This is a genomic window from Meiothermus sp. (assembly GCF_025056915.1).
In the GTDB taxonomy this organism is placed as follows: domain Bacteria; phylum Deinococcota; class Deinococci; order Deinococcales; family Thermaceae; genus Meiothermus.
Window position 1 is genome coordinate 103,473 of the sequence record NZ_JANWVH010000001.1, and the last position, 13,521, is coordinate 116,993.

Consider the following 13,521-nt stretch of genomic DNA (forward strand, 5'->3'; position numbering starts at 1 on the left):
CAGCCGAGGCTGGGTAAATCGTCCCAAACCATCAAATGCAGGATTTCTACACCGCCTGCTTCGTATTGACGCAAGGCAGGGGGATTCGTATACTGCTTCAAATCTTCGCAAACTTATGCGGAGGTTCTTCCCCCACATCCTGTTTGCCTAGCTCTGGAGGTCTGGTCAGATGAAATTTAGTGAGGCTTATCCTGGTATACCAAATGGACGCGATGCTTGTGGGATTATTGCCATCGCCGAAAAAAGCGCACGCCCCAGCCATGCCAACGTGCAGCGTACCATCGAAAGCCTCTATAAGATGGCCCACCGTGCCGGTTTGATTCGGGGGGAAGGGGATGGCACAGGCATCCAGACCGACCTCCCGCGCGAGCTATGGGCCGGTTACCTCTATGAAGCGGGGCTGGATAGCAACCTGGCCCAGAACCCCCGCTTTTTTGTGGGACACCTGTTTGTTCCCAAGAGCGAAGCCACGCGGGTGCAAGAGCTTTTCGATTTGTTCCGGGTAGAGGGCTCCAGGCGGGGCATCAAGCTGTTGCTGGAGCGCAAGGGAGAGACCAACAGCAGCGTGCTGGGGCCGGTGGGCAAGCGCACCGAGCCGCTTTTTTACCAGGTGGCCGGGCTCTCTACCGATGGCGATGGCCCCTTGTGGGAGCTGGGGCTGCTGCTGGAAGAGCGCTTCCCGGTGCATGTGGTCTCGCTTTCCACGGCCACCGTGGTGTACAAGGTGCGCGGCTCCGCCGAGATTCTCAAGCGCTACTTCCCGGAGCTCTCGCGGGCGGAGTACAAATCCACCCTCACCCTGGGCCACAACCGCTACTCCACCAACACCATGTCCACCTTCGAGGCGGTGCAGCCCTTTGGCCTGCTGGGCCACAACGGCGAGATTAACACCATCGAGCGGCTGCGGCGCGAAGGGCGTTTTTTGAATATCCCTCTCACCGGTGGTTCCGATTCGCAAGACCTCAACCGCATCCTCGAGGGCCTGCTTTACCGCTTTGGCCTCTCCTTGCCGGAGGCCATGGATGTGGTCTTTCCCCCCATTTTGGGTGAGATTAAGAACTACTCCCCGGCCTTGCAAGACCTGTACATGAGCCTGCGCCAGCGCTTTGGCCCGCTGGCCCAGGGGCCCGCTGCGCTGGTCACACGCCACCGTGAGGAGGCGGTTTTTGGCACCGATGCCATGGGGCTGCGGCCCTTGTGGTTCGTTGAGACCGAATCGGAGTACGTTTTCAGCTCGGAGCGGGGGGTTTTTACGGTGGAGGAGTTCGTTTCCGAGCCCCGCCCCTTTGCCCCGGGGGAAAAGATGTACCTGCGCCTGACCTCCGATGGGGCGCGGCTTTTTCCCTTCGACCGCCACCAGCGTCAGGTGCTGGAGCGCATCCTGACCAAAACCCACAGCCTCGAGGGCTACCGCACCCATCTGGCCGGGCCGCGCTACGGCTCGGTTCCCCCGCTGGCCGGGGGCAGCGAGGCCCAGGTGGAAGACAAGCCCGCGCCGCCCTCGCTGAACCTCGAGCGGGCCTACGGCTGGGACCGCTGGGACGCCGGTTACATTGAGGCCCTGGCCGAAAACGGCAACGAGCCCATCGGCTCGCTCGGCTACGACGGCCCCATCGCGGCGCTGAACCCCGAGAAGCCCAACCTCTCGGAGTTCTTCAAGGAAACGGTGGCGGTAGTGACCAACCCGGCCATTGACCGCGAGCGCGAGATTGAACACTTCTCCACCCGCAGCATCCTGGGGCGTCGGCCCCTGCCCGACGGACGGGGGGCGGGCCACGTAGAAGAAATGGTCGTACCGGTGCTTCTGGAAGAGACCGCGCCCACCGTTGGGGCCATTGCACAAGGCCAGGGCACCCTGACCTATGAAGAGGCCCTGCGCCGGTTTGAGCACGTGGTGCTGCCCTTGCAGTTTTCGGTGGAGGAGGGGATTGCTGCCGGGCTCAGGCGACTCCAGGAAAGCGCGGTGGAGGCCGTCCAGAGCGGGGCTGAACTCCTGGTGCTTTCCGACCGGGGGGCTTTTGAGGGCGGGGTCTGGCTGGATGTGTACCTGGCCCTGGCGGCGATTGGCCGTTCGCTCGAGGAGGCCCGCGATGGGGAGGGCATCTCCCTGCGCCGTCGCACCTCAATCCTGGTGCACTCGGGCGGGGTGCGCAACCTGCACGATGTGGCGGTCTGCCTCGGCCTGGGGGCCGATGCGGTCGCCCCCTGGCTCATGCAACAGAAGGCCCAGGCCGCCAAGGGTGTGCTGGGTTTGCAAAACCTGCTCGAGGGCCTCAAGAAGGGCCTGGAAAAGGTCATCTCCACCATGGGCATCCACGAGGTGCGCGGCTACGGGCGCATCTTCAGCGCCATCGGCCTCAAGCCCGATCTGGCCCAGGAGTTCGGCATCCGCAACTTCCTGGGCTCCGATAAGGCCGGCTACGGCCTGCTGGAGCTCGAGCGCACCCTCTTGGAGCGGCTCAACCTGCTCAATGCCGAAAAGGTTCTGCCGGCCAAGGACTTCCGCTTCAATCCCCGCATCTTCAAGGCGGCCATGGAGGTTTCCTCGGGCCAGTCGCCCTACGAGCACTTCCAGGAGAAAGTGCGGGGGCTCGAGCAAGAATCGCCGGTTGCAGCCCGACAACTGTTGGGCATCAAGTCGGTAAACAAGTCCCCGGTCAGCCCGGAGGAAGTGGACCTGAGCGTGGGGGGACACTCCCTGCCTTTTGTGATTACCGCCATGAGCTTTGGCTCCCAGGGCGAGGCCAGCTTTAGGGCCTATATCGAGGCGGCCAAAAAGCTCAACATGGTCTGCATCAACGGGGAAGGCGGCGAAATCCCCGATATGCTGGGCAAATACACCCACTGGCGCGGGCAGCAAGTGGCCTCGGGCCGCTTTGGGGCCCATGCCTACATGCTCAACTCGGCGGGCTTTATCGAGATTAAAATCGGCCAGGGGGCCAAGCCCGGCGAGGGGGGTCACCTGCCGGGCAAAAAGGTCACGGCCAAGGTGGCCGCAGCCCGCAACGCGGTGCCCGGTGTGGATCTGATTTCACCCTCCAACAACCACGACCTCTACTCCATCGAAGACCTGGCCCAATTGATTGAAGAGCTCAAAACCATCAACCCCAAGGCCAAGGTCTCGGTCAAGGTGCCGGTCATTCCGGGCATCGGCACCATCGCCGTGGGTATCGCCAAGGCCGGGGCCGACGTGATCGCCCTCTCGGGCTTCGAAGGTGGCACCGGGGCCGCCCGCTGGCACGCCCTCAAATACGCCGGGCTGCCGGTGGAAATCGGGGTACGCCGCGCACATCGGGCGTTGGTGCGGGCGGGGCTGCGCGACAAGGTCGAACTCTGGGCCGACGGCGGTCTCAAAACCGCCTACGACACCTTGCGGATGGTGCTTTTGGGGGCCGACCGGGTAGGTATGGCCACCATGGCCATGGTGGCGATTGGCTGCACCATCTGCCGCCAGTGCCAGATGGACACCTGCCATGTGGGCATCGCCACCCAGATTGAAACCGTGGAGCAGGCCCAGGCCCATGGTCTGAAGCGGTTTGTGCCCCAGGAGCAAGACCGGGCCGTTGAGCAGCTGGTTCATTTCTTCGGCGCTAAGGGCGACGAACTGCGGCGCATGGTCGCAGCCCTCGGCGCAGCAAGCCTGCGGGAACTGGTGGGCCGCAGCGACCTGTTGACGCAGGAAAGCCACCACGAGGAACTCGACCTTAGCTACTTCTTCGAGCCGGTGACGGCCCCTGAGTGGCTGGGTGAGCGCTCGGCCCACGTGCTGCGCAAGCCCCTGAACCAGCTGACCCGCTCGATTACCGAGGTGGTCACCGGCGCTTACGCCGAGGGCGGTCGGGCGCTTCTGTTCCAGGAAGGGCCGGTCGGCTCAACCGACCGCGCCCTGGGCACCCACCTGGCCGGCGAGATTGCCCGGCGTCGCCTGTATGGCAAGGGCTGGGATGCCAAAGTGGAGCTTCGCTTCGATGCAGGGAGCGTGGCAGGCAACGGCATTGCGGCCTTCAACGTAGAGGGGCTGGACATTGTGGTTGAAGGGGGCGCTCAGGACGGCATTGCCAAGAATGCCTACGGGGGCAAGGTGGCCATCCTCAAGGGCCGTAACCCCTTTGGCCAGTACGTGGACGGCTCGGTAGGGAAGTCTTTCGCCTATGGCGCCATCGGCGGCTTGCTGATTGTGGAAGGGCAGGCCGACAGCCGTTTCTGCATCCGCCTTTCGGGGGCCGATGTGGTGCTGGCCGGCGAGCCAGACCGGCCCGTGCAGGACGAACTCGGCAACATTGCGGCCCGCGCTCAAGCCAAGGGTTTTGCCTTCGAATACATGACCCGCGGACGGGCAGTGGTGCTCGGCGACCCGGGCCCGTGGATCTGCTCCGGGATGACCGGGGGGCGGGTTTACCTGCGCTTCTGGCCGGAAATGGGCCTCAACGAGGAAGCCATGCACCGGCGGCTGGCTAAAGGGGCCAAGGTCACCATCCAGAAACTAGACGAGCGCGGGATTGCCGACGTGCGCGAACTGATGAGCGCCTATCTCGACGCTTTGCGCGACGCCGAGCGCGAAGACAAGGCCGAGCGTTTGATGAAGCTGCTGGCCGACCCTGCGACCCATTTCCGCATGGTGTTGCCCACCAACCAGCAAGTGGTGCAGGAGGTCAGCACCGAGTAGTACCGAGTATTAGGGGTACAAGGTTCTCGAAGGTGGGGGGTGGGTCTCTACCACCCGTCCCCCTACGCCCTAACCTTTGCTTTGACGAACCGCTCTCTTCCGCGTGGTTGGGGAGGGTATCGGACAAGACCCCCAATCGGCTCGTTGCGTGAAGGGCCAGCCCAGCCACCCCACCGGGCCCCCCTACCCCTCCGAGGTAGGGGAGGGACAGAGCGAGTCCGGGCTAGGGTAGACTCATTTCGCTCACCGTGCGGGTGTGGTTGTACGGGCTTTTATGCGGCGCAGCAGTCATTGGCATTCAAAGTGTTCAAGCAAGGTTGGTATGACCTGGTGCAACCGAAACCAAGCTGACTTGTTGGAGTGTGTCCAAAAACGCATTCTGTATTGGGATTCAATCTTTGTTCGGTAGCTTTCCGACGATTTTATGTCAAGGTACAATTGTCCCAAATGGAAGCCGGGGCTCTACTGACCAAGCTGATGGAGCGTACCGGACTGCAAGAGCGGCATATCCAGATGCTTCGGAGGCTGGAGCCCCTCATGGCCCCAATGGCTACAGAAATTGCCCTGGCCTTCTACGATTACCTGGGCCGGGATGACGAGATGCGGGCCATCCTCTGGGACTCTCCTGGCAGGGTCGAGCGGCTCTATCAAAGCTTTGCCGACTGGTACCGGGGGCTTTTTTGTGGTTTATACGACGACGAGTATGCCGAGAAGCGGGCTCGCATTGGCCTGGTGCACGCCGCCATCGGGGTCAAGCCCAGTTTCATCGTGCCCGCATTTGGCATCGTGCAGGAGTTATCCCTCGAGCACCTGCGCAACACCCTGCGTTCCCCCGAAATCTTCAGTGCGGTGGAAGCCTTCGAGAAGATCATGGCCATCGAGGCGGCCATAATGCAGGATAGCTATATGCAGGCCATGGAGTACGGGTATCGCCTGGGGGTGGCTGCCGACCAGGAGAAAGCCCTGGTGGCGGGGGCCAGGGCTATGCTGGGAAAAGCCAACTGAACGGGTGGGTCAGGGATTCAGGGTCGCGGGCAAGATAAGCCATGCAGTGGCTTTCTACAACGGGCCATCGGCTATGAGACACTGGTATCCCTGAAGTACAATCCCTGGGATGAAGGCTGAAGAGCTGCTGCAAACCCTGGTGCGTCGCACGGGGTTGACGTCGCAGCACATCCACACCCTGAAAAGCCTCGAGCCTATTGCCGGCCCCCTGGCCCCCGAGGTAGCCCTGGCCTTTTACGATTACCTGGGCCGCGACCCCGAGATGCACGAGATACTGTGGAGCGTGCCGGGTCGGGTCGAGCGGCTGTATCGTTCCTTTGCGGTCTGGTATCGGGAGCTTTTTTCCGGTCTGTACGATGAGGCCTATGCCCGACGCCGAATTCAGATTGGGCTGGTGCATGCGCGGGTTGGTGTTCGACCTGGACACTTCATTCCAGCGGTGGGCATCGTGCAGGAGCTGACCCTCGAGCACCTTCGCAACGCGCTGCGCGGCGCGGATATTCTGGCGGCCATTACAGCCTTTGAAAAAATCATGGCCATCGAGATTGCCCTCATGCAAGAGAGCTATTTCAGTGCGCTGTGGGAAGGGCTCAAGCTGACCGAAAACGAGCAGCTAGCCCTGATGGAAGGGGCGCGGGTGCTGCTGGAGAAAGCCCGTTGAGCTTGAAAAGGACCCTTGCTCGGCAAGGAGTGGCGGCCTTGTAAGATTAGGGCGTGATTCAGGCCGTTTTGTTCGACCTCGACGAGACCCTCATCCTCGATCATCCCGTCTCCTTGCACGCCCTGCAAAGCTGCGCCTTTTATGCGGCCTCCTGGTACAGCCTGGATATTTCACGCCTGATTCAGAGGGCCGAGGCCACGGCGGTGCGCCTGTGGAAGTCGTCTCCGGTTTACGACTACACCCAGCGCATCGGCCACAGCGCAGGGGAGGGGCTCTGGGCTCGCTACGAGGTACAGACCCATCCTGCGCTGAAAACCCTGCACGACTGGGCCCCGGACTTTCGCATAGCGGTCTGGCGCGAGTCTTTGGAAGAACAGGGAATCCACGACGATGCGCTATGCGAAGCGCTGGCCCACCGCTATCTGGGCGAGCGGCGGTTGTACCCGCGCTATCCCGAGATTGATTCCCTCCTCAAGGCGCTCTCGAGGTACAAACTCGGCATTGTGACCAATGGCGTGCCCGACTTGCAGCGGGAGAAGCTCGAGGGCTTTGGCCTGCAAGATCGCTTTCAAGCCATCGTGGTCTCGGGCGAACTCGACATCGGCAAACCCCAGCGCGGCATCTTCGAGCACATCTGCAAGGAACTCGATGTGGAGCCTTCGGATTGTGTAATGGTGGGCGACAACCCCGAGCGGGATGTGGCCGGGGCGGCGGGCGTGGGGATGAAATCGGTCTGGGTCGAGCGCGGCTTCAAGCCCAAAGACCCCCGCTACAAAGCCGACCTCGAGGTCGCCAACCTGCTGGAGATGCTGCCCTGGCTGGCGACGTTGTGACCTGCGTTGAAGCCCATCGGCATTCTATCTGCCACCGCACGGAAATTCTGCAAAGTGAACCGTGTGGCTGTTTTTGCCGGCTGTGTATTTCTCAGCGAAATCGAAGCGTGGGTGGACGATGAACAAACTGCACTCTGCCCATCCTGTGGTGCGGGGGCCACGCTGGGTCCTGCTTCGGGGATTGAATGGAGCAGGGACTTCCTGAGCCAGATGCGGGAGCGCTATTTCTAACGCAGCGCCTTCAGGGCCAGTTTGATGAGTTCCTGGGTGCTGGCCTCGGGGTTTTTCTGGGCAATCTCGGTCACCACGCTCCTGACCTGGCTTTCGCGGAAACCCAGCGTGACCAGGGCCAGTTCGGCCTCCTGGGTGTGGGTGGTGCGGACGAGGGCCCCCCCTTCGCCCATCAGGTGGGCCGGCACCTTGCCCCGTAGCTCCAGGGCAATCCGCTCGGCCAGCTTCTTGCCGACCCCCTGGGCCGCGGTGAGCAAGCGCAAATCGCCCTCGGCCAGGGCGCGGGCTAGCAGGGCCGGGGTTTGCGAGGAAAGCAGATTGAGCGCCACCTTGGGCCCGACCCCCGAAACCGAGAGCAATAGCTCAAATAGTTCCAGACTGCGTTCGTCGGCAAAGCCAAAAAGCGAAAGGTCATCCTCACGAACGATGAGCTTGGTATGCAGGGTGGCCTCCTGCCCTTCGCTGAGCTGGGCCAGCGTAGAGGCTGGGCAACCGGCCTCCAGACCCACCCCCCCTACCAGCAAAACTGCGCTGCTCTGGCTTTTTTTGAGTACCGTTCCCTTCAGGTAGCGAACCACGCCGATAGTCTACTTTCCCTGGAAACGGGCGGGACGTTTTTCGTAGAAGGCCTGCACGCCTTCCCGGTGATCCTCGGTGCGGCCCGCCACCTCTTGCAGCAAAGCCTCGTACTCGAGCATCTCTTCCAGGGTGGCGCTGGCGCTCTTCCGCAGGGCCCGCTTGATCAGGCCGTAGGTCTTGGTGGGCCCCTGGGCCAGCTCCTGGGCCAGCTTGGAGACCTCCTCCGAGAAGGTCTCGCTGGCCACCACCCGGTTCACCAGGCCCAGGGCCAGGGCTTCCTCGGCCTTCAGGCGGGGTGAGAGCAGCGAAAGCTCGAGGGCTTTGGCGTAACCCAGCAGGCGGGGCAGGTGGTAGTTCATGCCTGCATCGGGGATCAGCCCAATCTTGCTGAAGCCGGTGGTCAGAACGGCATCGGCGGCGGCCACCCGCAGGTCGCAGGCCAGCGCCAGCGAAAGCCCGGCCCCCGCGGCGGCCCCGTGGATGGCCGCCAGCACAGGTTTTTCCAGATTGGCCAGGCCCTCCACCACCGAGCGGTAGTTGCGCAGATGGGCCTTGTAGGAAATTTGCTGGCCCTCGAACTCGCGCAAGTCCTGGCCGGAGCAAAAGCCACGGCCCGCGCCCCGCAGCACCACCACGCGCACCTCGGGCAGGGGGGCTTCCTTGGCCAGCACCCTGCTTAGCTCCTTGAGCATCTCGGTGGTCAGGGCGTTGATGGCCTCGGGTCGGTTCAGGGTGAGGGTCAGAATGCCTTCTTGAAGTTCCGTAAGCAAGACGCTCATACTGCCTCCGTGCGGGTTATCTGCCTTTCCACAGGGGTTTTCGCTTCTCCACAAAGGCCGTGGTGCCCTCGTGCTTGTCCTCGCTGCCAAAGGCAATCAGGAAGTTGCTGCGCTCGAGGCCCAGTCCGTGCTCCAGGCTCATATCCTGGGCCCGGCTGATGGCATCCTTGGCCAGTCGGGCGGCCAGGGGGGCGCGGCTGGCGATGTTCTGGGCGAGCTCGAGGGCCTCCTCGAGGTAAAGCTCCACCGGCACCACCCGGTTCACCAGCCCATGCTGCAAGGCTTCCCAGGCCGAGAGCACCCGTCCGGCCAGAATCACCTCCATGGCCAGGTATTTGCCCACCTGCCGGGTGAGGCGCTGGGTGCCCCCGCCGCCGGGGATGATGCCCAGGTTAATCTCGGGCTGGGCGAAGCGGGCGGTATCGGAGGCCACAATCAGGTCGCAGAGCATGGCCAGCTCGCACCCCCCACCGTAGGCGAACCCCGAAACGGCGGCAACCAGGGGCTTGCGAACTTTTCGCAGGACCTCGTACTGGTCGGCCCGCAGCCCCCGCAGCAGGTCGCTCAGGCTGGTCTGCTGAAACTCGACAATGTCGGCCCCGGCGGCAAAGGCCCGCTCGTTGCCGGTGATGACCATAGCGCCGATGGCCTCGTCCTGCTCGAAGGCCCCCACGGCCTGGGCCAGCTCGCGCAGGGTTGCGGTGTTGAGGGCGTTGAGTTGTTTGGGCCGGTTGAGCTTCACCAACCCCACCCGCCCGTGGGTTTCGACCAGAATGTTCTCGTACATAAGGCTCTTCGGGTTTTATACCAAATTTAGGCGTATAGCCAACTTTCCACGACTTTGAAGTGGAAGCAAGAGGTGGAAAGTTGGCCTCTAACCCCTGCTCCTTATCTCACTGCCAAACAGCATGTAAAGTCAGGCAAAAATGGCATTACTTGAGCCGCTCTGCCGGAAACCGCTCGTTCTCCCAAACGTCAATGAAGGCGGTGCCCGCCGCCAGTCGGGCGCTGTGGGGCACCCCGGCGGGGATGTGGTAGTAATCGCCTTTGCGGAAGACCTTTTTCTCCCCCCCGATGATGAACTCGACCTCACCCTCCAGTACCACGCCCCACTGTCCCTCGTGGGCATGCTCGGGCACAAAGGTTTCCTCCTGCACCTGGGCAAACCCGGCCTGCCCCTTGTGCCCCGAGAGCACCGCCATATCCATACCGGGCCAGATTTCCACCTGCTTGAAGGCCTTGAACCACTCGGGAAAGACGCTCATGTTTTTGACCTCGGTCTAAAGCTTATCGCCTGGGCCAGCCTCCCTACAACGGGTGGGTTTTGCATTGGGCATGGGCTCTGGTATTGGCGATTGGGTGCGGGCATGTTAGCATTCTGTGCGAGTTATGGCGCTGATTGTCCAGAAATACGGTGGAACCAGCGTGGGCGACCTCGAGCGCATCCACAAAGTGGCCCAGCGCATCCACCACTACCTCGAGAAAGGGCACCGCATCGCGGTGGTGGTCTCGGCCATGGGGCGCATGACCGACGAGCTAATTGCCCTGGCCAAGCGGGTGAACAAACGCCCCCCCCAACGCGAGCTCGACATGCTGACCACCATCGGCGAGCAGCAGTCGGTGGCGCTGCTCTCCATGCAACTCAACGCCATGGGCATCCCGGCGCGGGGCTTTACCCAGCACCAGATTGGCATCACCACCGATGGGCGCTACGGCGATGCCCGCATTTTGCGCGTGGAGCCCACCCTCATCCAGCAATCGCTGGAACGGGGTGAGGTGGCGGTGGTGGCGGGCTTCATGGGCACCACCCCCGAAGGCGAACTCACCACGCTGGGGCGGGGCGGCTCCGACACCACGGCGGTGGCCCTGGCGGCGGCCCTGGGGGCCCAGGAGTGCGAGATTTTCACCGACACCGAAGGGGTTTACACCACCGACCCCCACGCCATCCCCGAGGCCCAGAAGCTGAACCGCATCGGCTACGACCAGATGCTCGAGATGGCCGCCCTGGGGGCGCGGGTGCTGCACCCGCGTTCGGTTTACTACGGCAAGCGCTACGGGGTAAAAATCCACGTGCGAAGCAGCTTTTCCTACAACCCTGGCACCATTGTGACGGAGGACGGCATGGAACTCGATCGCCCTGTGACGGGGGTAGCCCTCGACGATGAAATTGCCCAGATTGGCCTGGTCGGCATTCCCGACCGGCCCGGCATTGCAGCCCAGGTCTTTGAGGCCCTGGCCCGCAAAGGGGTGGCGGTGGACATGATTATTCAAGGGGTGCCCGGCCACGAAGCCAGCCGCACCCAGATGGCCTTTACGGTCAACCAGGACTTCGCCGAGGAGGCCCTGGAGGCCCTCGAGCCCGTGCTGGCTGAAATCGGGGGCGAGGCCCAGCTCCGCCGCGACATCTGCAAAATTTCCATCGTGGGGGTGGCCCTGGCCTCGACCCCGGGCATCCCAGCCCGCATGTTCCAGGCGCTCTCGAGCGTGGGCGCCAACATAGACATGATTGCTACCAGCGAGGTGCGCATCTCGGCCATCATTCCCTTGCAGACCGCCGAAGCCGCCTTGCGGGCCGTCCACAGCGCTTTTGAGCTGGACAAGCCCGTTGCCGGCTAGCTCGAGCCCGACTTGACGCCCGACTCCTTGTACCCCATGCTGGACGCAGCGCAAGGAGCCTTATGAGCGAACCGCAGACATATTCGGGCAAGCAGTATCTGACCTGGCACGACATCACCAACCTGGTCTCGAGGCTGCTCGGCCAGGTCAACCCCAACGATTTCGACTGCATTCTGGCCGTCACTAGGGGCGGTATGATTCCGGCCTGTTTGGTCTCGGAGGCCACCGACCAGCGCAACATTCTGACCGCAGCGGTGATGTTTTACACCGATGTGGGCGAGACCATCAAAGACCCGGTTTTTTTGCAGTTCCCCTCCGACCACCTGCTCTACGGCAAGCGCGTCCTGATTGTGGACGATGTCTGGGACTCAGGCAAAACCGCGGTGGCCGTGCGGGAGCGTATCAAGATGGCCGGTGGCCACCCGCAGGTGGCGGTTTTGCACTACAAACCCAGCAAAAGCCAGTTCCCAGGCGATGCCCCCGACTACTACGCCGCCGAGACCGACGCCTGGATTGTGTATCCCTGGGATCCGGCGCAGGGGTGGACCGCGCCGGGGCAGGGAACAGGCCGGGCCTGAGGATGGCCCAGGTTCAGATTTGATGCACGCTGCTCAAGGTTCAGGGCGCACCGCCGGGCGCCCTCACCGGTTTATGCCAGCTTTGCTTGAACACTTTGCATACCCTACTACCCACTCCCATCTTGTGGTTCCTTCAAAGTTGCTTGTGCGCCCGGATGCATCGTCTTATAGATACCCAATACCCTCGCACAGATTCCAAAGAGTTGTAGACCTTAAGTCCCTCCTGACCGCTTCGGGCTGGTTGGGGAGGGTATCGGACAAGCCCCCCAAGCTGCTGGTTGCGTGGAGGGCCAGGTCAGCAACCCCACCTGGCCTCCCCTACGTGGTAGGGGAGGAACCGTGCGAGTTCAGGCCAGGATTATTCGCACACCGTGCAGGTGTGACTGTACGGGCTTTTATGCGACTCAGTAGCAAAGCTGGTATTGCTTGGGTCATTAGCCCTACTTAATCAGCCCCAGTTGCAACACCGCATCCCGCTCCTCGGCCAACTCCTTGGCGGTTGCGTCCATCTTGCTCCGGCTGAACTCGTTGATGTCCAGGCCCTGCACAATCTGGAAGTCGCCGTTTTTACAGACGCAGGGGTAGCTGTACACCAGCCCTTCGGGAATGCCGTAGGAGCCGTCGGAGGGGATGGCCATGCTAACCCAGTCGCCCTCGGGGGTGCCCAGCGCCCAGTCGCGCATGTGGTCAATGGCCGCGCTGGCCGCCGAGGCCGCCGAGGAAGCGCCGCGGGCCTCGATGATTTCAGCCCCCCGCTTGGCCACTTTGGGAATGTAGGTGTTGGCGTACCAGTCGTGGTCGCCGACCAGCTCATAAGCGCTTTTGCCCCCGACTTCGCAGTGGAAAAGGTCGGGGTACTGGGTGACGGAGTGGTTGCCCCAGATGGTCATTTTTTTAATTTCGGTAACGGGCACCTTGAGGCGGGCGGCCAGCTGGGAGATGGCCCGGTTGTGGTCGAGGCGGGTCATGGCGTGAATCTGGCGAGGGGAGAGGTTGGGGGCGTTTTTGTAGGTAATCAGGGCGTTGGTGTTGGCGGGATTGCCCACTACCAGTACCTTGACGTGTTTGCGGGCGTTATCGGACAGGGCCCGGCCCTGGGCAGTGAAGATGGCCCCGTTGGCCTGGAGCAGGTCGGAGCGTTCCATGCCCTGCTTGCGCGGCATGGCCCCCACCAGCAGGGCATAGTCGGCATCGCCGAAGGCCACGTTGGGGTCGTCGGTGGGCACAATGCCGGCCAGGGTGGGGAAGGCGCAGTCCTCGAGCTCCATGATGACCCCATTCAGGGCCTTGAGGGCCGGGGTGATTTCCAGCAGTTGCAGGATGACCGGCTGGTCCTTGCCCAGCATTTCACCGGAAGCAATACGAAACAGCAGGCTATAGCCAATCTGACCGGCTGCACCGGTAACCGCCACGCGCACAGGGGATTTCATCCTCGAGACTCCTTTCGTTGGGCTTCAGCCCTTTTCTACCGTTCACGATGATAACGTGCCGGAAGCCGAATGTCGAAGGACAAAGGTCGGGGGTAGTTACACCAGGGCATGGGCCAGGGCCGCGCCACCCTAGACCCCCGGCG

The 13,521-nt window shown here is 62.7% G+C and carries 11 protein-coding genes; 6 read left to right on the plus strand and 5 right to left on the minus strand.

What is annotated here, in order from left to right; genetic code table 11:
* The first annotated feature begins 169 nt into the window (after positions 1–169).
* The 4 genes from NZN28_RS00485 (at position 170) to NZN28_RS00500 (ending at position 7,165) form a co-directional block, all read left to right on the plus strand.
* Positions 170–4,666 (plus strand): glutamate synthase-related protein, encoded by a 4,497-nt coding sequence (locus tag NZN28_RS00485; RefSeq protein ID WP_295394503.1) that lies wholly within the window; start codon positions 170–172, stop codon positions 4,664–4,666.
* Positions 4,667–5,113: 447 nt separating this feature from the next.
* Positions 5,114–5,671, plus strand: coding sequence for a protoglobin domain-containing protein (locus tag NZN28_RS00490; RefSeq protein ID WP_295394566.1), 558 nt, complete (start codon positions 5,114–5,116; stop codon positions 5,669–5,671).
* A 109-nt stretch (positions 5,672–5,780) separates the two neighbouring features.
* Entirely contained in the window at positions 5,781–6,332 is a 552-nt protein-coding gene (locus NZN28_RS00495; protein ID WP_295394505.1) for a protoglobin domain-containing protein, read from the plus strand.
* Positions 6,333–6,385: 53 nt separating this feature from the next.
* Complete coding sequence (locus NZN28_RS00500; protein ID WP_295394507.1) at positions 6,386–7,165, plus strand: HAD family hydrolase; 780 nt, start codon at positions 6,386–6,388, stop codon at positions 7,163–7,165.
* A 227-nt stretch (positions 7,166–7,392) separates the two neighbouring features.
* Here the strand turns inward: NZN28_RS00500 and ruvA are convergent, their stop codons facing one another.
* The 4 genes from ruvA to NZN28_RS00520 form a co-directional block, all read right to left on the minus strand.
* The gene (gene ruvA, locus NZN28_RS00505; RefSeq protein ID WP_295394509.1) at positions 7,393–7,974 is read right to left on the minus strand and encodes a Holliday junction branch migration protein RuvA; all 582 of its coding nucleotides are present in this window, start codon (positions 7,972–7,974) and stop codon (positions 7,393–7,395) included.
* 9 nt (positions 7,975–7,983) lie between these two features.
* Positions 7,984–8,754: an enoyl-CoA hydratase-related protein gene (locus tag NZN28_RS00510; protein ID WP_295394511.1), complete on the minus strand. Its 771-nt coding sequence runs from the start codon at positions 8,752–8,754 to the stop codon at positions 7,984–7,986.
* Between the two features lie 16 nt (positions 8,755–8,770).
* Positions 8,771–9,541, minus strand: coding sequence for an enoyl-CoA hydratase-related protein (locus tag NZN28_RS00515; protein WP_295394512.1), 771 nt, complete (start codon positions 9,539–9,541; stop codon positions 8,771–8,773).
* Positions 9,542–9,686: 145 nt separating this feature from the next.
* Positions 9,687–10,019 carry a cupin domain-containing protein gene (locus NZN28_RS00520; protein WP_295394514.1) on the minus strand — a complete coding sequence of 111 codons (333 nt, stop codon included), beginning with the start codon at positions 10,017–10,019 and terminating at the stop codon, positions 9,687–9,689.
* A gap of 124 nt (positions 10,020–10,143) precedes the next feature.
* Between NZN28_RS00520 and NZN28_RS00525 the strand changes: the two genes are divergently transcribed.
* Both NZN28_RS00525 and NZN28_RS00530 read left to right on the plus strand, forming a co-directional pair.
* Positions 10,144–11,370: an aspartate kinase gene (locus tag NZN28_RS00525; RefSeq protein WP_295394516.1), complete on the plus strand. Its 1,227-nt coding sequence runs from the start codon at positions 10,144–10,146 to the stop codon at positions 11,368–11,370.
* Positions 11,371–11,432: 62 nt separating this feature from the next.
* Positions 11,433–11,948 carry a phosphoribosyltransferase gene (locus NZN28_RS00530; protein ID WP_295394519.1) on the plus strand — a complete coding sequence of 172 codons (516 nt, stop codon included), beginning with the start codon at positions 11,433–11,435 and terminating at the stop codon, positions 11,946–11,948.
* Positions 11,949–12,388: 440 nt separating this feature from the next.
* On the opposite strand, the gene NZN28_RS00535 is transcribed toward NZN28_RS00530, so the two are convergent.
* A complete protein-coding gene (locus tag NZN28_RS00535) occupies positions 12,389–13,378 on the minus strand; it encodes a malate dehydrogenase (protein ID WP_295394521.1) in 990 nt (329 codons plus the stop codon).
* Positions 13,379–13,521 lie beyond the last annotated feature (143 nt).

Bases quoted from the DNA above. Each gene is read 5' to 3' on its own strand.
- NZN28_RS00530 (WP_295394519.1), top strand. From the start codon at position 11,433: ATGAGCGAACCGCAGACATATTCGGGCAAGCAGTATCTGACCTGGCAC.
- NZN28_RS00520 (WP_295394514.1), bottom strand. From the start codon at position 10,019: ATGAGCGTCTTTCCCGAGTGGTTCAAGGCCTTCAAGCAGGTGGAAATC.
- NZN28_RS00485 (WP_295394503.1), top strand. From the start codon at position 170: ATGAAATTTAGTGAGGCTTATCCTGGTATACCAAATGGACGCGATGCT.
- NZN28_RS00535 (WP_295394521.1), bottom strand. From the start codon at position 13,378: ATGAAATCCCCTGTGCGCGTGGCGGTTACCGGTGCAGCCGGTCAGATT.
- NZN28_RS00495 (WP_295394505.1), top strand. From the start codon at position 5,781: ATGAAGGCTGAAGAGCTGCTGCAAACCCTGGTGCGTCGCACGGGGTTG.
- NZN28_RS00525 (WP_295394516.1), top strand. From the start codon at position 10,144: ATGGCGCTGATTGTCCAGAAATACGGTGGAACCAGCGTGGGCGACCTC.
- NZN28_RS00510 (WP_295394511.1), bottom strand. From the start codon at position 8,754: ATGAGCGTCTTGCTTACGGAACTTCAAGAAGGCATTCTGACCCTCACC.
- NZN28_RS00515 (WP_295394512.1), bottom strand. From the start codon at position 9,541: ATGTACGAGAACATTCTGGTCGAAACCCACGGGCGGGTGGGGTTGGTG.
- NZN28_RS00490 (WP_295394566.1), top strand. From the start codon at position 5,114: ATGGAAGCCGGGGCTCTACTGACCAAGCTGATGGAGCGTACCGGACTG.